Source organism: Streptomyces sp. NPDC021115 (assembly GCF_044333065.1).
Taxonomy (GTDB): Bacteria; Actinomycetota; Actinomycetes; order Streptomycetales; family Streptomycetaceae; genus Streptomyces.
Genome location: NZ_JBIRQF010000006.1, coordinates 228,971 through 247,204, shown reverse-complemented (window position 1 = coordinate 247,204; position 18,234 = coordinate 228,971). Strand labels below are relative to the sequence as shown.

14 protein-coding genes are annotated in these 18,234 nt (G+C 70.9%); 6 read left to right on the top strand and 8 right to left on the bottom strand.

Annotation, left to right across the window (positions count from 1 at the left end; genetic code table 11):
• Positions 1 to 94 precede the first annotated feature (94 nt).
• The 3 genes from ACH4TL_RS20955 to ACH4TL_RS20945 form a co-directional block, all read right to left on the bottom strand.
• Complete coding sequence (locus tag ACH4TL_RS20955) at positions 95 to 1,240, bottom strand: PP2C family protein-serine/threonine phosphatase (protein WP_398316581.1); 1,146 nt, start codon at positions 1,238 to 1,240, stop codon at positions 95 to 97.
• A 340-nt stretch (positions 1,241 to 1,580) separates the two neighbouring features.
• Positions 1,581 to 2,390: an Fpg/Nei family DNA glycosylase gene (locus ACH4TL_RS20950; protein WP_398316583.1), complete on the bottom strand. Its 810-nt coding sequence runs from the start codon at positions 2,388 to 2,390 to the stop codon at positions 1,581 to 1,583.
• Positions 2,390 to 2,878, bottom strand: coding sequence for a ribose-5-phosphate isomerase (locus tag ACH4TL_RS20945; RefSeq protein ID WP_398316585.1), 489 nt, complete (start codon positions 2,876 to 2,878; stop codon positions 2,390 to 2,392). Before ACH4TL_RS20945 ends, ACH4TL_RS20950 begins: the two co-directional genes overlap by 1 nt.
• A 182-nt stretch (positions 2,879 to 3,060) precedes the next feature.
• Here ACH4TL_RS20945 and ACH4TL_RS20940 point away from each other — a divergent pair, with 182 nt between their 5' ends.
• The gene (locus tag ACH4TL_RS20940) at positions 3,061 to 4,494 is read left to right on the top strand and encodes an amino acid permease (protein WP_398316587.1); all 1,434 of its coding nucleotides are present in this window, start codon (positions 3,061 to 3,063) and stop codon (positions 4,492 to 4,494) included.
• Positions 4,495 to 4,584: 90 nt separating this feature from the next.
• Here ACH4TL_RS20940 and ACH4TL_RS20935 read toward each other — a convergent pair whose 3' ends face one another.
• A complete protein-coding gene (locus tag ACH4TL_RS20935) occupies positions 4,585 to 5,178 on the bottom strand; it encodes a biotin transporter BioY (RefSeq protein WP_398316589.1) in 594 nt (197 codons plus the stop codon).
• Positions 5,179 to 5,456: 278 nt separating this feature from the next.
• Between ACH4TL_RS20935 and ACH4TL_RS20930 the strand changes: the two genes are divergently transcribed.
• Positions 5,457 to 6,878 (top strand): amino acid permease, encoded by a 1,422-nt coding sequence (locus ACH4TL_RS20930; RefSeq protein WP_398316591.1) that lies wholly within the window; start codon positions 5,457 to 5,459, stop codon positions 6,876 to 6,878.
• A gap of 7 nt (positions 6,879 to 6,885) precedes the next feature.
• On the opposite strand, the gene ACH4TL_RS20925 is transcribed toward ACH4TL_RS20930, so the two are convergent.
• Together ACH4TL_RS20925 and ACH4TL_RS20920 are read right to left on the bottom strand one after the other, a co-directional pair.
• Entirely contained in the window at positions 6,886 to 9,069 is a 2,184-nt protein-coding gene (locus ACH4TL_RS20925; protein WP_398316593.1) for a tetratricopeptide repeat protein, read from the bottom strand.
• Entirely contained in the window at positions 9,066 to 9,488 is a 423-nt protein-coding gene (locus ACH4TL_RS20920; protein WP_398316595.1) for a hypothetical protein, read from the bottom strand. The genes ACH4TL_RS20925 and ACH4TL_RS20920 overlap by 4 nt, the downstream gene beginning before the upstream one ends.
• Before the next feature lie 141 nt (positions 9,489 to 9,629).
• Between ACH4TL_RS20920 and ACH4TL_RS20915 the strand changes: the two genes are divergently transcribed.
• Positions 9,630 to 10,271: a superoxide dismutase gene (locus ACH4TL_RS20915; RefSeq protein WP_398316597.1), complete on the top strand. Its 642-nt coding sequence runs from the start codon at positions 9,630 to 9,632 to the stop codon at positions 10,269 to 10,271.
• 105 nt (positions 10,272 to 10,376) lie between these two features.
• On the opposite strand, the gene ACH4TL_RS20910 is transcribed toward ACH4TL_RS20915, so the two are convergent.
• Positions 10,377 to 11,018 (bottom strand): DsbA family protein, encoded by a 642-nt coding sequence (locus ACH4TL_RS20910; protein ID WP_398316599.1) that lies wholly within the window; start codon positions 11,016 to 11,018, stop codon positions 10,377 to 10,379.
• A 155-nt stretch (positions 11,019 to 11,173) separates the two neighbouring features.
• On the opposite strand from ACH4TL_RS20910, the gene pepN reads away from it, so the two are divergent.
• Complete coding sequence (gene pepN, locus ACH4TL_RS20905) at positions 11,174 to 13,798, top strand: aminopeptidase N (RefSeq protein WP_398316601.1); 2,625 nt, start codon at positions 11,174 to 11,176, stop codon at positions 13,796 to 13,798.
• A 122-nt stretch (positions 13,799 to 13,920) separates the two neighbouring features.
• Positions 13,921 to 14,988, top strand: a complete 1,068-nt coding sequence (locus tag ACH4TL_RS20900) for a hypothetical protein (protein ID WP_398316603.1) — start codon at positions 13,921 to 13,923, stop codon at positions 14,986 to 14,988.
• A 9-nt stretch (positions 14,989 to 14,997) separates the two neighbouring features.
• Here the strand turns inward: ACH4TL_RS20900 and ACH4TL_RS20895 are convergent, their stop codons facing one another.
• Positions 14,998 to 16,734 carry a TIGR03767 family metallophosphoesterase gene (locus ACH4TL_RS20895; RefSeq protein ID WP_398316605.1) on the bottom strand — a complete coding sequence of 579 codons (1,737 nt, stop codon included), beginning with the start codon at positions 16,732 to 16,734 and terminating at the stop codon, positions 14,998 to 15,000.
• Between the two features lie 335 nt (positions 16,735 to 17,069).
• On the opposite strand from ACH4TL_RS20895, the gene ACH4TL_RS20890 reads away from it, so the two are divergent.
• Complete coding sequence (locus ACH4TL_RS20890; protein ID WP_398316607.1) at positions 17,070 to 18,095, top strand: aspartate-semialdehyde dehydrogenase; 1,026 nt, start codon at positions 17,070 to 17,072, stop codon at positions 18,093 to 18,095.
• Positions 18,096 to 18,234 lie beyond the last annotated feature (139 nt).

The following is an 18,234-nucleotide window of genomic DNA, read 5'->3' as shown; positions in this document are numbered from 1 at the left end:
TACGACGGTAGGGATCGGAGATGCCCCGGAGCCATGGCGGTCACCGCCGTACCGAGGTGGGGTTAACCCCCCGTCAGTCCCCGGTGGGACGGCCCTACTGGCGGCAGATCAGCAGCAGCGCGCGGTCGTCGTTGACGTCCTTGGCGACCGTCTCGATCAGGTGCCAGGCCGCGCCCTGGAAGCCGGAGGAGACATAGCGGTCGGCCTCGCCGGTGAGGTGGTCGATGCCCTCGCTGATGTCGCGGTCGGCGGTCTCCACGAGGCCGTCGGTGAACAGCATCAGGACGTCCCCGGGGCGCAGGGTGCCCTTGGTGGGGTCGAACTGGGCGCCGTCGTAGACGCCCAGCAGCGGGCCGTCCGCGGACTTCTCCTCCCATTTGCCGGTCCCCGCGCTGAGCTGGAGCGCGGGCAGATGACCGGCCGAGAAGAGTTCGAAGTCGCCGCTGTCGAGGTCGAGTACGAGGTGGACGGAGGTCGCGAAGCCCTCTTCCCAGTCCTGGCGCAGCAGATAGCCGTTGGCGGCCGGGAGGAAGCCGTGCGGGGGCAGCGAGCCGAGCAGACCGCCGAAGGCGCCGGAGAGCAGGAGGGCGCGGGAGGCGGCGTCCATGCCCTTGCCGGAGACGTCGGTGAGGACGACTTCGAGAGTGCGGCCGCCGTTGCCGGTGCGGGCGGCGACCACGAAGTCGCCGGAGAAGGACTGGCCGCCGGCCGGGCGCAGGGCCATCTCGCGGTGCCAGCCGCGTGGCAGGGCGGGCAGCTTGCTCTGGACGCGGATGCGTTCGCGCAGGTCGAAGAGCATGGTGCCGCCGCGCCGCCAGGGCACGCCGACGCGGCTGCGGAACTGGGCGATGAGCAGTCCGGAGAAGCCGACCGCGGCGACCACCAGGATGGTGCCGGGGGTGACCCGCGCGGAGGTGTCCTCCTCGGTGTACGGGCCGAGGACGGCGGACTCCACGATGAGGGCGGTGGCGGCGGCCGCGTACAGGGCGAGCAGGCTGGCGGGGCGCAGCAGCAGCCCGCCCGCGACGATCGGCAGGACGAGGGCGGAGGGCGCGCACCAGTCGGGGGTGGCGATGGTGCCGCCGGCGATGGCGGGGACGGCGAGGAGCAGCAGGGCGAGGGCGAGCCGATCGGAGCCCTCGCCGCGGAAGTAGTCGACTCCGGCTTTGCGCACGCCTGTGCGAGCCCGGTGCAGAGCTTTGCGCATCCGGGCCGTCGGAGTGTCCGCGCCGCCAGTCATTGCATCGGGACCCTACCCACCCGTTCGGACGCGCGTCGATTCGTGGCGCGTTGAACCACCCAGCCAGGGGGGCAATCGTAAGCGATATTCGTGCGGGTGTACGGGAAACCGCTGCTGGGGATGGGGATATGAGCGCGGAGCCGGGGGTGCCCGATCTGCTGTTTGGGATGATTGGTACGGAAAGCTACCACTCGCTCTCGGTGGTGTACCCCGGCCGCCGGAGAAAACCGCGGTCCGGCGGGAGTTGACCGAATGCGAGCGCTCGGCCGGCGGCCCGGGATGCCGTGGGTTCTGACGGGGCGTCGGCCGCCGCGGCTCATGGCCGCCCCGGAGGCCGCCCTTACAACTGCTGGCAAGCGGGGCACCAGAACAGGTTCCGGGCGGCGAGTCCTGCGGTACGGATCTCACCGCCGCACACATGGCAGGGCTGCCCGGCCCGGCGGTAGACGTAGACCTCGCCGCCGTGGTCGTCGACGCGCGGCGGACGGCCCATGGCCTCGGGGGTGTGCTCGGGGCGGACCGTGTCGATCCGGTTGTTCCGTACGCCCTCGCGCATCAGCTCCGCGAGATCGGCCCAGATGGCGTCCCATTCGGCGCGGGCCAGCCCGCGGCCCGGGCGGTACGGGTCGATGCCGTGCCGGAACAGGACCTCTGCGCGGTAGACGTTGCCGACGCCCGCGACCACCTTCTGGTCCATGAGCAGCGCGGCCACGCTGACCCGGCTGCGGGAGATCCGGGCCCAAGCGGCGTCGCCGTCGTCGTCGGGGCGCAGCGGATCGGGCCCGAGGCGGTCGTGGATGGCCTGCTTCTCGCCGTCGGTGATCAGGGAGCAGGCGGTCGGCCCGCGCAGGTCCGCGTAGCCGCCGGGGCCCGCCAGCCGCAGCCGTACGGTCTCGGTGGGCGGCGGGGCGGGGGCCGGGCCGAAGGTGTACTTGCCGAAGAGCCCGAGGTGCACATGGACCCAGCCGGTGGCGGCGAAGTCCAGGAAGAGGTGCTTGCCGTGCGCCTCGGCGTGCTGGAGCGCCTGCCCGTCCACGAGGGCCGCCCCGTCGGCGAACTTGCCCTGGGGGCTGGCGGCACGGACGGGCCGGCCGCCGAACCGGTCGAGGTGGTCGGCGGCCAGTCGGTGGATGGTGTGCCCTTCGGGCATCAGTCGCCGGCGGGGTGGTGGGCCGGGATGGGCGGCAGTTCGCCGGTGGTCTCGTAGTCGGCGAGCATGGCGATGCGGCGGGTGTGCCGCTCCTCGCCCGAGTACGGGGTGGCCAGGAAGATCTCGACGAACTTGGTCGCCTCTTCCCGGGTGTGCATGCGGCCGCCGACGCTGAGGACGTTGGCGTCGTTGTGCTCGCGCGCGAGGGCTGCGGTCTGCTCGCTCCAGGCCAGCGCGGCGCGTACCCCCTTGACCTTGTTCGCCGCGATCTGCTCGCCGTTGCCGGAGCCGCCGATCACGATGCCGAGGCTGTCGGCGTCGGCGGCGGTCCGCTCGGCGGCGCGCAGGCAGAACGGCGGGTAGTCGTCCTGGGCGTCGTAGATGTGCGGGCCGCAGTCGACGGGGTCATGACCGCCCGCCCGGAGCCACTCCACGAGGTGGTTCTTCAGTTCGTATCCGGCATGATCGGAGCCGAGGTACACGCGCATGCCCTGAGTGTGGCACGGCTGTGTCGTTACCGCCGAGCCGGGTAGGCGCACTGTGATTACTTAGCAACACCAAGGAACCTCATGGAAACCTCAAGTAACAATTTGGAATCGAAGGTTCACCTGGCGGTTCCCCTGAGATTCACTGGCGTCGCTCCTACCCCGGAAGCAAAGGATCGAGCCATATGAGCGCACAACCAGCGACCTCCCCGGACGGGCTGAAGGCCGGGCTCAAGAACCGCCATCTGTCCATGATCGCGATTGGCGGGGTGATCGGCGCCGGGCTGTTCGTCGGCTCCAGCGCCGGTATCGCCAAGGCCGGACCGGGCATTCTCGTCTCCTACGCGCTCGTCGGCCTCATGGTCGTCCTCGTGATGCGCATGCTGGGCGAGATGGCCGCCGCGAACCCGACGTCCGGCTCCTTCTCCGCCTACGCCGACCGCGCGCTCGGCCGCTGGGCGGGCTTCTCCATCGGCTGGCTCTACTGGTTCTTCTGGGTCGTGGTGCTGGCGGTCGAGGCGACCGCCGGCGCCAAGATCCTGGAGGGCTGGTGGCCCGCCGTACCGCAGTGGGGCTGGGCGCTGATCGTGATGGTCGTGCTCACCGCCGCCAACCTGGTCTCGGTCTCCTCCTACGGTGAATTCGAGTTCTGGTTCGCCGGGATCAAGGTCGTCGCGATCGCCGCCTTCATCGTCATCGGCGGGCTCGCGGTCTTCGGTCTGCTGCCCGGCTCCAAGAACGAGGGCGCGGGTCTTGCCCACCTCACCGACCACAGCGGCTTCCTGCCCAACGGGCCGGGCGCGATCCTCACCGGGGTGCTGCTGGTCGTCTTCTCCTTCATGGGCAGTGAGATCGTCACCCTGGCCGCCGGTGAGTCCGAGGACCCGCAGCGGGCCGTCTCCAAGGCCACCAACAGCGTGATCTGGCGTATCGCGGTCTTCTACCTGGGCTCGATCTTCGTCGTGGTCACCCTGCTGCCGTGGGACGCCAAGTCGATCACCAAGGACGGCAGCTACGTCGCCGCGCTCGACTCCATCGGCATCCCGCACGCCGGTCAGGTCATGAACGTCATCGTGCTGACCGCCGTGCTCTCCTGTCTCAACTCCGGCCTCTACACCGCCTCCCGGATGGCCTTCTCGCTCGGCCAGCGCGGCGACGCCCCGGCCGCGTTCGCGAGGACCAACACGCGCGGTGTGCCGCAGGCGGCGATCCTCGGCTCGGTCGTCTTCGGCTTCATCGCGGTCTGGTTCAACTACCAGTGGCCGGACACGGTCTTCGACTTCCTGCTGAACTCCTCGGGCGCGGTCGCGCTCTTCGTCTGGCTGGTGATCTGCTTCACCCAGCTGCGGATGCGCGGCATCATCCTGCGCGAGAACCCGGACAAGCTCGTCGTCCGGATGTGGGGCTTCCCGTATCTGACCTGGGCGACCATCGGGATGATCTCGTTCGTGCTGGTCTACATGCTCACCGACGACGACGGACGCGAGCAGGTGCTGCTGTCCACCCTGGCGGCGGCGCTCGTGGTGGTCATCGCGCTGGTACGGGACCGGCTCGTCGGGACCAAGCCGGGCGCCCCCGCCGGGAGCCCCGCCAAGGAGTCCGAGTCCGTGGCTCCGTAACGCCGGGCAACGGATACGCGAACGGGCGGGCTGGAGAACCAGCCCGCCCGACGCGTACCGACTGAGGGTGTACGCCTCAGCCGCGACGCCTCAGCCGCGACGCCCCACCAGCTTCCAGGCCCCCGGCAGCGCGCCCATCGCCAGTGCGGCCTTCAGCGCGTCCCCGACCAGGAACGGGATCAGCCCGGCGGCCACCGCCTGGCCAAGGGAGATGCCCGTGGCCAGCGCCAGATACGGGACGCCGACCGCGTAGATGATCGCGGAGCCGACCGCCATGGTGCCCGCGGTGCGCAGCGCCCCGCGGTCGCCACCGCGCCGCGCCAGCGCGCCCACCACGGTCGCGGCGAGCAGCATGCCCAGCACATAGCCGAAGGACGGCATGGCGGCACCGGAGGCGCCCTCGGCGAACCAGGGCAGGCCCGCCATCCCGGCCAGCGCGTACAGCGCGAGCGACAGGAAGCCCCGGCGGGCGCCGAGCGAGGTGCCCACCAGCAGCGCGGCGAACGTCTGGCCGGTCACCGGCACCGGCGAGCCGGGGACGGGCACCGAGATCTGCGCGGCGAGGCCGGTCAGCGCGGCGCCGCCCACGACGAGCGCGGCGTCACGGACGAGAACGCGCCGGGCGGGGAACACCGCGTCGGCGAGGACCGTACCGGTCGGGGAAGCGGCAGAAACTGTGCTCATCAGCGGAACTCCGAGGTCAGGAGGGGTGGACTACGCGACGGTAACCCGGCACGAAGCCACCACACACCATCGGATCGTCACAAAGCCCGGGCGCCGGGCTTGGCGGCTTCGGCAGATTGGCGCATAAATCGGTGCGCGGATTGGCGTGATACGGAGCGTGACCATCATGTCCGATATCCAGAAAAGTTTGACATCAATGTTGTCCTGATCGGACGCACACCTCACACTGGGGTCGTTTTGCATCCGCCCGCCCCTCACACAAGGGACAGAGACCAGCCATGAACCCGACACCTGCGTCCTCAGCGCCGCAGAGCGGCACCGAGGCGACCGACGCGGGCGCGGACGCTTCGCGCCCGCTCTCGCACGGCCTCAAGCAGCGCCATCTGTCGATGATCGCCCTCGGCGGGGTGATCGGCGCCGGGCTGTTCGTCGGCTCCGGTGCCGGAATCGCCGCCGCAGGGCCGTCGATCATCCTCGCCTACGCGCTCTCCGGGCTGCTCGTGATGCTCGTGATGCGGATGCTCGGCGAGATGTCGGCGGCCAACCCGGCCTCCGGCTCCTTCTCCGTGCACGCCGAGCGCTCGATCGGGCCGTGGGCCGGATTCACCGTCGGCTGGATGTTCTGGACCCTGCTGTGCGTGGGCATCGCCGCCGAGGCGATCGGCGCGGCCGGGATCATGGTCCACTGGTTCCCCGGCACGGACTCCTGGATGTGGGTCGCCGTCTTCATGGCGATCTTCTGCGGCACCAACCTCGCGGCCGTCAGCAACTTCGGCGAGTTCGAGTTCTGGTTCGCCGCGCTGAAGATCGCCGCGATCAGCATCTTCCTCATCCTGGGCGTCCTCGCCATCCTCGGCGTCCTGCCCGGCACCGACGCCCCCGGCAGCAGCAACCTCACCGGCGAGGGCGGCTTCATGCCCAACGGCGCGAACGGCCTCGTCGTCGGCCTGCTCGCCTCCGTCTTCGCCTACGGCGGCCTGGAGACGGTGACGATCGCGGCGGCCGAGTCGGAGAACCCGGTCAAGAGCGTCGCGGGCGCCGTGCGCACCGCGATGTGGCGCATCGCCCTCTTCTACGTCGGCTCGATGGTCGTCGTGGTCACGCTCATACCGTGGAACGACGCGTCGGTGGTCAAGGACGGCCCGTACGTGGCCGTCCTCGACCACCTGGACATCCCGGCCGCGGGCGACATCATGAACGTCATCGTGCTGATCGCCCTGCTCTCCGCGATGAACGCCAACATCTACGGCGCCTCCCGCATGTCCTACTCCCTGGTCGTCCGCGGCGAGGGCCCCGCCTTCCTCGGCCGCGTCTCCGGCGGCGTCCCCCGCCTCACCGTCCTCGCGTCGTCCTTCTTCGGCTTCGTCGCGGTGCTGCTGAGCTACTGGTGGCCGGACACGATCTTCAAGTGGCTCCTCAACATGGTCGGCGCCGCGGTGCTGGTCGTCTGGGGCTTCATCGCCGTCTCCCAGCTCGTGATGCGGAGGCGCCTTCAGCGTGAGGCCCCGGAGAAGCTGGTGGTCAAGATGTGGCTCTTCCCCTACCTGACCTACGTCGCTCTGGCCGCGACGGTCGCCGTCCTGCTGCTGATGCTGCGCGAGGACGACACGAGTACGCAGCTGTACTTCACGCTGGGCATGACGGCGGTGCTCGCCGCGATCGGCTACGCGCGGCAGCGGGCGGTGGCGGGGCGGCACTGACGGTAGGTCAGGGCTGGGTTTCGGCTTCGGCCTGCCAGCGGGCCAGCTCCTTCCGGTTTTCCACGACGAACGGGTGCTCGGTGCCGAGCACCCGTTCTCGGCGTTCGATGAGCTCCTGGACTGCGGCGATAGCCTTGTCCAGGTTGCCCAGCCCATGCGCGACCCGAGAAGTGAGGCTCAAAGCTGCGAGGGTCAGCGGGTGGTCGTGTCCCTGGAGGCGGATGCGATCCGCCAGCACACGACGGGCCACTGATTCAGCTTCGGCAAATCGCCCGAACACCCGCAGCCCATCGCCGTAATCATGGTGGGCCATGACGGTCGTAAGGTGATCGGGCGGCAGGAAGCGCTCACAGACTTCAATGACCCGAGCCTCTTCATCAAATTCCTCCGCGTCGCCGATCTGCGGCAGGACCTCTAGGAGCGTGACCCGGCTGAACAATGTCTCCGCAGAGTGTTCACCGAGCACCCTTCGCTGTCCGTCGATTGCACGTCGCAGCCAGTAAGTAGCCTCCTCTTCGCTGCCGGGCAAGCAGAGCGGAAAGAACAGAGCAACGCAGCTGCGCAGAGTGTCCGGGTGATCGGGGCCAAGGAGCCGCTCACGGCTCTCCAGGACCTTCCTTAGCAATGCCTCCGACTCGGTGTACCGCCCCAAGCGGAACAGCGCTTGCCCAACCACGGCCCGTGCACTGAGGAGCACGGGGTGCTCCTCCCCGAGGAGTTGCTGCGCCTTGTCGGCGATGGCCCGTGAAGTGGCCAGCGCTATCGCATAGCCCCCCGCTTCATACACCTGTTGCGCGACACGCACCGCGAGTTGGGCCGATTCCTCTCCCGGAGACATGTGGAACAGCCGGGAGGCATGCGGCGCGAGCAACCGTAACTCGGAGCGGGCTTGTGTCGATGCGTCATCCTCCGGTGGCAGCGCCACTTCCAGCAGCCGCCCTGCCGCCTCGGTCAGCGGCGCACGCTCGCCGTCCGGAACCCCGGCCGCGACGCTGTCCAGCAGGACACCATGCGCGTGCAGACACCGACGGCCGTCCGCCTCGACCATGCCGATCAGCGAGTGGTCGAGCAATCCGCGCAGGGCAGGCTCGACGCGATCTGGGTCGAGGTGGTCGAGAGCCAGCTCGCCCCGGGCCACCGGCATCAGGAGGGACAGCGGCACCGGGTCAGCCGCCCAGCAGGACAGCAGTCGCAGGAGGGTCGTCGCCTCCGGGAGGCCCTGGTCGGCGAGGGCGTCCAGGGACAACTGCCAGGTGCGGCCGACGAGATGGCGGGACTGGCTGCTGCCGGTGCCCGCCGCGCCCTGGTCCACGAGGGCCGTCGAATCCTCGCTGAGCTTCCGGTCGTACTCGTCCATCGACCACGACTCCAGGAGTTGATGCGACAGATGCGAACCCGCCAGGGTCAGGGCCAGTGGCAGACAGCCCAGCCGTCGCGCCACCTTCTGCGCCGATTCGACGGTACCGGCGTCCGGGGCCAGGTCGCAGAGGACCTGGGCGGCGTCGGTCTCCGGCAGCACCCCGACGGGGTGCCGGGCGGCGCCGGTGCCGCGCCACAGGGGCGACGTCGCGTGCCGGGTGGTCACCAGGACCGTGCCGAGCGGGCTGCTACGCAGCCAGCCGCCTTCCTCCAGCACCGCCGGGTCGTCCGCGTTGTCGAGGACGAGCAGCCAGGGCTGGGCCGAGTGGTCCAGGTAGTGCCAGACCAGGTCGGCGGCGGCGCGCTGGCCGCCGGAGGCGGCGGCCAGCTCTCCGGTGGTCGCGCCGCGGTCACCCGCCACGGCGAGCATGCCCGCGCGCAAGGAGATCCGTTCGGAGGCGTTCACCCAGAGCCCGATGCGGCCGTGGTCCCGGACGGCCTCCGTGAAGAGGGCGTGGGCCACCGCAGTCTTTCCGCAGCCGCCCAGGCCGTGCAGGACGTGAACGTCGCCGCCGGGGCCGGTGACGGCCGCTCGTAAGCGCTCCATGAGATCGGCGCGGTCCCGCAGGATGCCCGGTGCGCGGCCGACGAGCGGTACGCGGACGGAGTCGGGGGCGGTCATGTCCCGGGGGGCGGCCGGGGCCGGGGCGAGCAGCGGGGTCGCGCCGGGCTCGTAGTGGTGGTGATGTTCCTCGATGTACTGGTCGCCGCCGGTCTGGAAGACCCGGCCCTGGCCCGACGCGCGGCCGTCGATCGGCCCGGGCCCCCTCATCGCTCGGTGATGTGCTGGTCGCGACCCGCCTGGTAGACCCGGCCGCTGCCGGACGCCTCGGCCGTCATGTGGATCTCGCCGACGGCGGACGACGGTTCGGGGAGGGCGGGGGTCAGGTCGTCGAGGATGCGGCGCAGTTCGTCCGCCACCTCCGGCTGGGCCACCAGCAGGCGCCGCACCCGGCCCTGCCATTCGGCGGCCAGTTCGGACGCGGAGTCCTCGTCGCCCGCCTCGTGCGCGAGGAGCAGATCGGCGCGGGCCGCCTCGTACTCCTCGGCGATGCCGTCGGCCCGGGCGGGCTGGAAGCGGCGCCAGAGGCCGACCAGGCCGTCGCGGGCCGATTCCCAGGCGCTGGTGGTCATCAGCGTGACCATCGTGGTGCCCGCCGTTCTGGCGAGATCGGCGATCTGCGGATCCATGCCCTGCCCCCTTCGAGCGGCCTTCGATCATAGGCCACCGCCCCGTTGCGGCACAGGTCACACAACTCCCCCACGCCGCCCCTTGTTGGTGGTAGCGTGCAGTTGCAAGTGATGTGCAATAAGAGGTCCGGAGGGCTCGGCATGGCCATCTACACACTTCCTGAACTTCCGTACGACTACGCGGCGCTGGCGCCGGTCATCAGCCCCGAGATCATCGAGCTGCATCACGACAAGCACCACGCCACGTACGTCAAGGGCGCGAACGACACGCTGGAGCAGCTTGCGGAGGCGCGGGACAAGGATCAGTGGGGGTCGATCAACGGGCTGGAGAAGAATCTGGCCTTCCATCTGTCGGGCCACATCCTGCACAGCATCTACTGGACCAACATGACCGGCGACGGTGGCGGTGAGCCGCTGGCGGCGGACGGGGTGGGCGAACTGGCCGATGCCCTCGCCGAGCACTTCGGGTCCTTCGGCCGGTTCAAGGCGCAGCTGTCGAAGGCGGCGGCGACCACCCAGGGGTCGGGGTGGGGGGTGCTGGCGTACGAGCCGGTGAGCGGGCGGCTGGTGGTGGAGCAGGTGTACGACCACCAGGGGAACGTGGGGCAGGGGTCGGTGCCGATCCTGGTGTTCGACGCCTGGGAGCACGCCTTCTATCTCCAGTACAAGAACCAGAAGGTCGACTTCATCGAGGCGATGTGGAAGGTCGTCGACTGGCAGGATGTCGCCCGCCGCTACACCGCGGCGAAGGAGCGCGCCCACAATCTGCTGCTCGCGCCGTAGGAGACCTCCTGCTCACGTGATCGTCTTCTCAACCTTCACGGGCAGGCGGAAAAACAGGGCCCCCGCGCGGTCGAGTCGCGCGGGGGCCCTGCCGTGAGGGGGGCGTCAATCGAAGATCGGGCCCACCGTGCGGGTGCGCTTGATCTCGTAGAAGCCGGGGATGGCGGCGACCATCAGGGTGCCGTCCCAGAGCTGGGCGGCGGCGTCGCCCTTGGGGGCGGGGGTGACGACCGGGCCGAAGAAGGCGATCTGCTCGCCGTCCGAGCCGGGGACCGCGATGACCGGGGTGCCGACCTCCTGGCCGACGAGGTCGATGCCCGCCTTGTGGGAGGCGCGCAGCTCGGTGTCGTACGCGTCGGAGTCGGCGGCGTCCGCGAGGTCGGCGGGCAGTCCGGCCTCCTCCAGGGCGGCGACGATCGTCTCGCGGTTCTTCTCCAGGCCCTGGTTGTGGAAGCGGGTGCCGAGGGCGGTGTAGAGCGGGCCGAGGACATCGCTGCCGTGCTTCTGCTCGGCGGCTATGCAGACCCGGACCGGGCCCCAGGCGGTCTTCATCAGCTCCTGGTACTGCTCGGGCAGCTCGTCGATCTTGGGCTCGTTGAGGACGGCGAGGCTCATCACATGCCAGCGCACCTCGACCGGGCGGACCTTTTCCACCTCGAGCATCCAGCGCGAGGTCATCCAGGCCCAGGGACACAGCGGGTCGAACCAGAAATCAGCGGGAGTCTTGACGGTCTCGGTCTCGGTCACGGTCTCTCCTCAGGCGGACACGCGTGGGTAAAGAGTTATCTCGTTCGCACAACGCGGCCGGGCTCGGGGACCATTCCCCGATGCCGCCTGTCGGTGCCCCATGACATGATTCCCGCTGTCCGAAAGGCGAGACGGAACACGAGGGGAGCCGCTACGTGCCCGGTGAGAACCTGACCCGTGACGAGGCCCGCGAGCGGGCGAGGCTGCTGGCGGTGGACGCGTACGAGGTGTCCCTCGACCTGCGGTCCGCGGTCGGGGCGGACACCGGACCGGGACCGCGCACCTTCCGCTCGACGACGACCGTGCGCTTCCGCTGCGCCGAGCCGGGGGCCGCGTCCTTCGCCGATCTGGTGGCGCCGGAGCTTCTCGCGGTGCGGCTCAACGGGCGGGAGCTGGACCCGGCGGCCGTGTTCGACGGGGCCCGGATCGCCCTGGAGGGGCTGGCGGGGGACAACGAGCTGGTGGTGGACGCGCGGTGCGCGTACAGCCGCACCGGCGAGGGGCTGCACCGCTTCGTCGACCCCGAGGACGGCGAGGTGTATCTGTACACGCAGTACGAACCGGCCGACGCCCGCCGGGTCTTCGCCAACTTCGAACAGCCCGACCTGAAGGCGCCGTTCACCTTCTCGGTGACCGCCCCCGCGGGCTGGACGGTGCTGAGCAACGGGACGGCCGCCGGTACCGAGCCGTCCGGCGACGGCGACGGGGCCGCGACCACCCGCTTCACCCCGACGCTGCCCATCTCGACGTACATCACGGCCGTCGTCGCGGGCCCGTACCACTACGTGAGCGACCGCTACCGCCGCACCCAGCCGGACGGCTCGGTGCTGGAGATCCCGCTCGGCGCGCTGTGCCGCAAGGGGCTCGCCAAGCACTTCGACGCGGACGACATCTTCAAGGTCACCAAGCAGGGCCTGGACTTCTTCCACGACCACTTCGACTATCCGTACCCCTTCGGGAAGTACGACCAGGCGTTCGTGCCGGAGTACAACATCGGCGCGATGGAGAACCCGGGGTGCGTGACCTTCCGCGAGGAGTTCGTCTTCCGCGGCAAGGTCACCCAGGCGTCGTACGAGCACCGGGCCACGGTCCTGCTGCACGAGATGGCGCACATGTGGTTCGGCGACCTGGTCACCATGGAGTGGTGGGACGACCTGTGGCTCAAGGAGTCGTTCGCCGACTTCATGGGGGCCTTCGCGCTGGTCGGGGCGACCCGCTTCACCGACGGCTGGGTCACCTTCGCCAACCGCCGCAAGGCCTGGGCGTACCGGGCCGACCAGCTGCCGTCCACCCATCCGATCACGGCCGACATCCGGGATCTGGAGGACGCCAAGCTCAACTTCGACGGGATCACCTACGCCAAGGGCGCGTCCGTGCTCAAGCAGCTGGTGACCTACGCCGGGCAGGACGCCTTCCTGGAGGGCGCCCGCCGCTACTTCAAGCGGCACGCGTACGGGAACACCCGGCTGACCGATCTGCTGTCGGTGCTCACCGAGACCTCAGGGCGGGACATGGCGGCCTGGTCGCGGGCCTGGCTGGAGACCGCGGGCGTCAATGTGCTCACCCCGCGGGCCGTCTACGACGCCGAGGGGCACATCACCGAGCTGGCCATCGTCCAGGAAGCCGGGTCCGGGGATCACCCCACGCTGCGCCCGCACCGGGTCGCGGTCGGGCTGTACCGGAGGGACCCGGCCGCCGCCGGGGAGCGCCCCGGGGCGCTGGTGCGCTACGCCCGCGCCGAGGTGGACGTCGACGGCCCCCGTACGGTCGTGGCCGAGCTGACCGGGGCCGAGCGGCCCGATCTGATCCTGGTCAACGACGAGGACCTCACCTACTGCAAGGTCCGCTTCGACGAGGTCTCGCTGGACACCCTGCGCGAGCATCTGGGCGAGCTGAGTGATCCCCTGGCCCGCGCGCTGTGCTGGTCCGCGCTGTGGAACCTCACCCGGGACGGGCTGATGCCCGCCCGCGACTATCTGACGCTGGTGGAGCGGTTCGCCGGGGCGGAGACCGACATCGGCGTGCTCCAGACGGTCCAGGCGTGGGCACTGTCCGCGCTGCACCACTACAGCGCGCCGGAGCGCCGCGCGGAGGCCGGGGGCCGGATCGCCGAGGGCGCGCTGCGCGAGCTGCGGCTGGCCGCGCCGGGCGGCGGCCACCAGCTCGCCTGGGCGCGCTTCTTCGCCCAGGTCGCCTCCGGCGACGCCGAGGTGCGGATGCTGCGCGGGCTGCTGGACGGTTCGGCCCGGATCGACGGGCTCGATGTGGACCAGGAGCTGCGCTGGACGTTCCTGGCGTCGCTCGCCTCGCAGGGCGAGGCCGACGAGAAGGCGCTCGCGGCGGAGCTGTCCCGCGACGACACCGCGTCCGGCAAGCGCCATCAGGTGCGGTCGCTGGCCGCCCGGCCCTCGGCCGCGGTCAAGGCCGAGGCATGGGCGGCCGTGATGGACTCCGACCGGCTGTCGAACGCGCTGGTGGAGGCCACCATCGCGGGCTTCGACCAGCCGAACCAGCGCGAGCTGCTGACCCCGTACGCCCCGCGCTACTTCGCGGCGATCGAGCGGATCTGGCAGGAGCGGTCGATCGAGATCGCCATGGCGATCATGCGCGGGATGTTCCCGTCCACGCAGGGCGACGCGACCACCCTGGCCGCGGCCGACGCCTGGCTGACCGGCCATCCGGCGGCGCCGTCCGCGCTGCGCAGGCTGGTGCTGGAGTCCCGCGACGACCTCGCGCGGACCCTGCGCGGGCAGGAGTGCGACGCGCGGGCCGCCGGGTAAGCGCTCGCGGCGGGGGCCCTTTCGGCATTCGAACTGCCGTACTTTAGTGCGGTGTTGTCCGGTTTTGTCGACGGTTCTGTCACAGCGGTGAGCGGGGTGGAGCGGGCGGGAATGGCGGGGTCATGAACCACAACACACCGCTGTCGCCCCGCCCCCTCCACCACCTCTCCGACGCCCGCCGCCGAGTGCTGACGTCGCGTCAGCTGCGTGAGCACGGCGTGACCGCGGCCCAGACCGCCGAGCGCTGCCGCCCCGGCGGCCCCTGGCAGCGGATGCTGCCGGGGGTGCATCTGCTGCACCCGGGTCCGCCGACCGGCGAGGAGCGGCTGTACGCGGCGCTGCTCTACACCGCGAGCCGCGGCCACGCGGCCGACCACGGCACCGGTCACGGGACCGGCCACGGGACAGGGCACGGCACCGGGGGTTCCGCGGGCGACGGCCCGCACGGCGAGGCGATGATCACCGGGCTCGCGGCGCTCGCCCTGCACCACTTCTCCTCCGCTCCCCCGCTGGCCTCCCTCGACCGCATCGACGTGCTGGTGCCGCGCGCCCGGCGGCTGCGCTCCACCGGCTTCGTACGGTTCGTCCGCGCCCACCCCCTCCCGCCGCCGCAGGACCGCGCCGGGATGCCCGTCGCCCCGGTGGCCAGGGCGCTGGCCGACGCCGTCGCCCGGCTCTCCGACGCGGTGACGGTGCGCGCGCTGCTCACCGAGTCCGTGCGCCAGGGGCACTGTGACGCCGCGACCGTGGTCACGGAGCTGAGCGCGGCCCGGCTGCTGTCCCGGCCGCATGTGATGGACGCCGTGGACGCGCTGCTCGCCGAGGGGCGGGCCATCGCCGAGGGCCGCCTGTACGACATGGTGCGCGGCTACGGCCTGCCCGAGCCGCTGTGGAACGTGGAGCTGCGGCTGCCGAGCGGGCCCGCGCTCGGCGGGGTGGACGCGTACTGGCGGGACCAGGGCGTCGCGCTGGAGATCGACGCCCGGGGGCCGCGCCACGGCGGGCCCGTTCCGGGCACCGCCCAGGCCCGGCGGCGCGAGCATCTGGAGGGGATGGGCATCACGGTCGTGCGCGTCACGCCCAAGCGGCTCCGGGAGGGCCTGGAGGAGCAGGCCGCGGTGGTCCGTACGGCGCTGATCGCGTCCGCCGACCGCGGCCCGGCTCCCTATGTGATGCTGCTGCCGCGCTGAAGGGGGCGCTCAGGGCTTGCGCAGCAGCAGCTCGGTGTTGCGGTCGTCCGGGTCACCGGCGAGGGTCTGGCTGGCGCCGGGCGCGTTGAAGGCCAGCTCGCGGTAGAGCGCGGCGAGCCCGGTCTGCGACAGGTCCTCGAAGTCGGTGCGGCGCGGGGCGGCCGCCTCGATGAGCGTGGTGAACAGGGACAGCGTGCCGTCGTGGTTGTCGACGACCTCGATGACCCGGGCCAGCTGGGGGAAGTCGACGTGGGAGGCGGTGGTGATCTCCCAGAAGGTGTCGTGCGGCGTGATCTCGTTCTGGTGGCTGTGACCGTTGATCCAGGCCACCACGTGGGGGTTGCTCTTGAAGAGGGAGACCACCTCGTCGCCGCCGTGCCGGGCCTCGCCCGGGCGGGACGGGTCGGCGTTCATGTTGTTCAGGCTGTCGCTGTAGTGGTGGCTGTAGACGATGACGTAGTCGTCCTTGTGCTCCTTCAGCGTCCGCTCCAGCCACTTCAGCTGCGCGGTGCCGATCGAGCCGGTGTAGTGGCCGCCCGGGTCGGTGGTGTCCAGGCTGATGCCGATGACGTTCTCGGCGATCCGGAACGAGTAGTAGAGGGTGCCCTCTTCGAGGTTGGCCTTGGTGTAGCCGTGGCCGACCGGGCTCTGCCCGGCGGCCAGCGGGTCGAGGTGGGCGGCGAGGTATTCCTTCTGGGTGAAGGGCGCGCGGCGCTCGTCCGGGGTGACCGTGCGCATCTCCTTGGCGTGCGCCTCCACCAGCGCCTTCATGTCGGCGCCCTTGGGGTCGGCGCCCTTGCGCTGGCCCTTGTAGATCGCCGCGGCCTCGTCGGCCGGGATGAGCTGGAGCTTCCGCTTGCCGGTCGCGATGTCCGCGAGGTAGTCGGCGCCGAACGAGTAGACACCGCCCGCCAGATCGTCGTGGTTGCCGATGGTCGAGTACCACGGCAGGCGCAGCCCGGGGCTGTTGACGGTGCGCAGGGCGGCGTCGAGGAAGCCCTCGATGCGCGGGAAGCCGAGCTGCTTGTCGGAGTCGCGCAGCGCCTGCTCGGGGTGCCAGAACTCCTTGAGCCCGCTGTTCTGCACGCCCTCGTAGTGGCGCGGGTCGCCGGTGTTGGGGGTGATCCGGCCGCCGTTCATGGCGGTGAGGAACCAGTCCAGCTCGATCTTCGAGTTGTTGTCGGTGTTGTCACCGGTGGTCATCACGAAGGAGAGCGGGGCGCCGGTGGCGGGGCCGCCGCGCAGTCCGTTGATCCGCTCGATGAGGGAGGTGAGGCCCACGACCGTGAGCGCCTCGTGGGGGCGCCAGGCGCCGGTGCGCCCGGAGCGCAGGAACTCGTAGCGCAGCGGGTGCTGGACGTCCGTCAGGTGCAGGTCCGTCAGCTGGACGAACGAGGCGAGCGCGGTGCGCCGGTCCTCGCGGCCCGCCTTGGCGCCGGTGATGTCGGTGCGTACCCGGCGGTCCCAGGCCGGACCGTCGCCGAGGCGCCGGTAGCCGCCGGAGCCGGTGGTCGGCGCGGAGAACGTCTCCAGCGTGGTCCCGGCCTTGGAGGGGGCGGCGGGCGCCTGGGCCACCCTGGCTCCCGCGGCATGTGCCGTGGCGGGCTGCGAGGCCTTCGCCGATCCGCTGCCGGGGCCGAAGGCGATGCCGAGGCCGGCCGTGGCGCCGGTGGCTGCCGCGGCGGTGAGGAAGGTGCGACGGTCGAGCGCGGCGACCGCGGAGGCGGCGGACCGTATGCGGGACATGCGCGATCTCTCCCCGAGTGATTCGCGAAGCGGGTGGACAGCGGCGGCTGTCCTCACTTCGGATCGTTGGCATCGGGGATGGCCTGGGAGTGAACGACATGGCAACGCCGGTCGCCGATCTCCTCACGTCGATCTTCGTGAAGAAAACGGCCATCGCACCCTCGTGAACAGGAATTCTTCCGCTCACTTCGTGTTCACTCGCGCGGGAAGCCCGGCCCCCGCCGCGGGGCACCCGACCTGCGTGGCGTTGGTCACGGAAGGGTCACGGCGGGGCCTGAGACACTGGCCGGAAGGGTAGGCGCCATCACGAGACACAACCAAGGAAAAGGGTTCATATGAGGATCGGAATCGTCGGAGCGACCGGCCAGGTCGGCGGAGTGATGCGGAGGATACTCGCCGAGCGCGACTTCCCCGCCGACCAGCTGCGGCTGTTCGCGTCCGCCCGTTCCGCAGGGCGCACGCTCCCCTGGGGCGGCACCGAGGTCACCGTCGAGGACGCGGCCACGGCCGACTACTCGGGGCTGGACATCGTGCTGTTCTCCGCGGGCGGCGCCACCTCCCGGGCGCTGGCCGAGAAGGTCGCCGCGCAGGGCCCGGTCGTGATCGACAACTCCTCCGCCTTCCGCATGGACCCCGACGTTCCGCTGGTGGTCTCCGAGGTCAACCCGCATGCGGCGGTGCAGCGTCCCAAGGGCATCATCGCCAACCCGAACTGCACCACCATGGCGGCCATGCCGGTGCTGCGCCCGCTGCACCAGGAGGCCGGGCTGACCGCCCTGGTCGCCACCACCTACCAGGCCGTCTCCGGCTCCGGGCTGGCCGGTGTCGCCGAGCTGGACAACCAGATCCGCAAGGGTGCCGAGCGCGCGGCCGAGCTGACCCACGACGGTGCGGCGGTCGACTTTCCGGAGCCGGAGGTCTACGCCCGCCCGATCGCCTTCAACGTGCTCCCGCTGGCCGGGAAGATCGTCGAGGACGGGCGGCTGGAGACCGACGAGGAGCAGAAGCTCCGCAACGAGAGCCGCAAGATCCTGGAGATCCCGGATCTGAAGGTCTCCGGCACCTGCGTCCGGGTCCCGGTCTTCAGCGGCCACTCGCTCCAGGTGAACGCCCGCTTCGAGCGCCCGATCAGCGTCGAGCGGGCCGTGCAGCTGCTGGCCGGCGCCCCGGGCGTGGCCCTCAGCGACATCCCGACCCCGCTCCAGGCCGCGGGCCAGGACCCGAGCTTCGTGGGCCGCATCCGGGTGGACGAGACGGTCGAGAACGGCCTCGCGCTGTTCCTGTCCAACGACAACCTGCGCAAGGGCGCGGCGCTGAACGCGGTGCAGATCGCCGAGCTGGTGGCGGCCGACCTGAGCTGACGCCCGCACGCCCCCTGGAGGGGGAGCGGCTCCGGCCGCTCCCCCTCCGGCGTTTCCGGGGCCCCGTGTACCGGCTCATGTACCGGCGCCGAACGCCTCCGACGTGCGAGGATGGCAATCCGCCTGACGCATGGCGTAC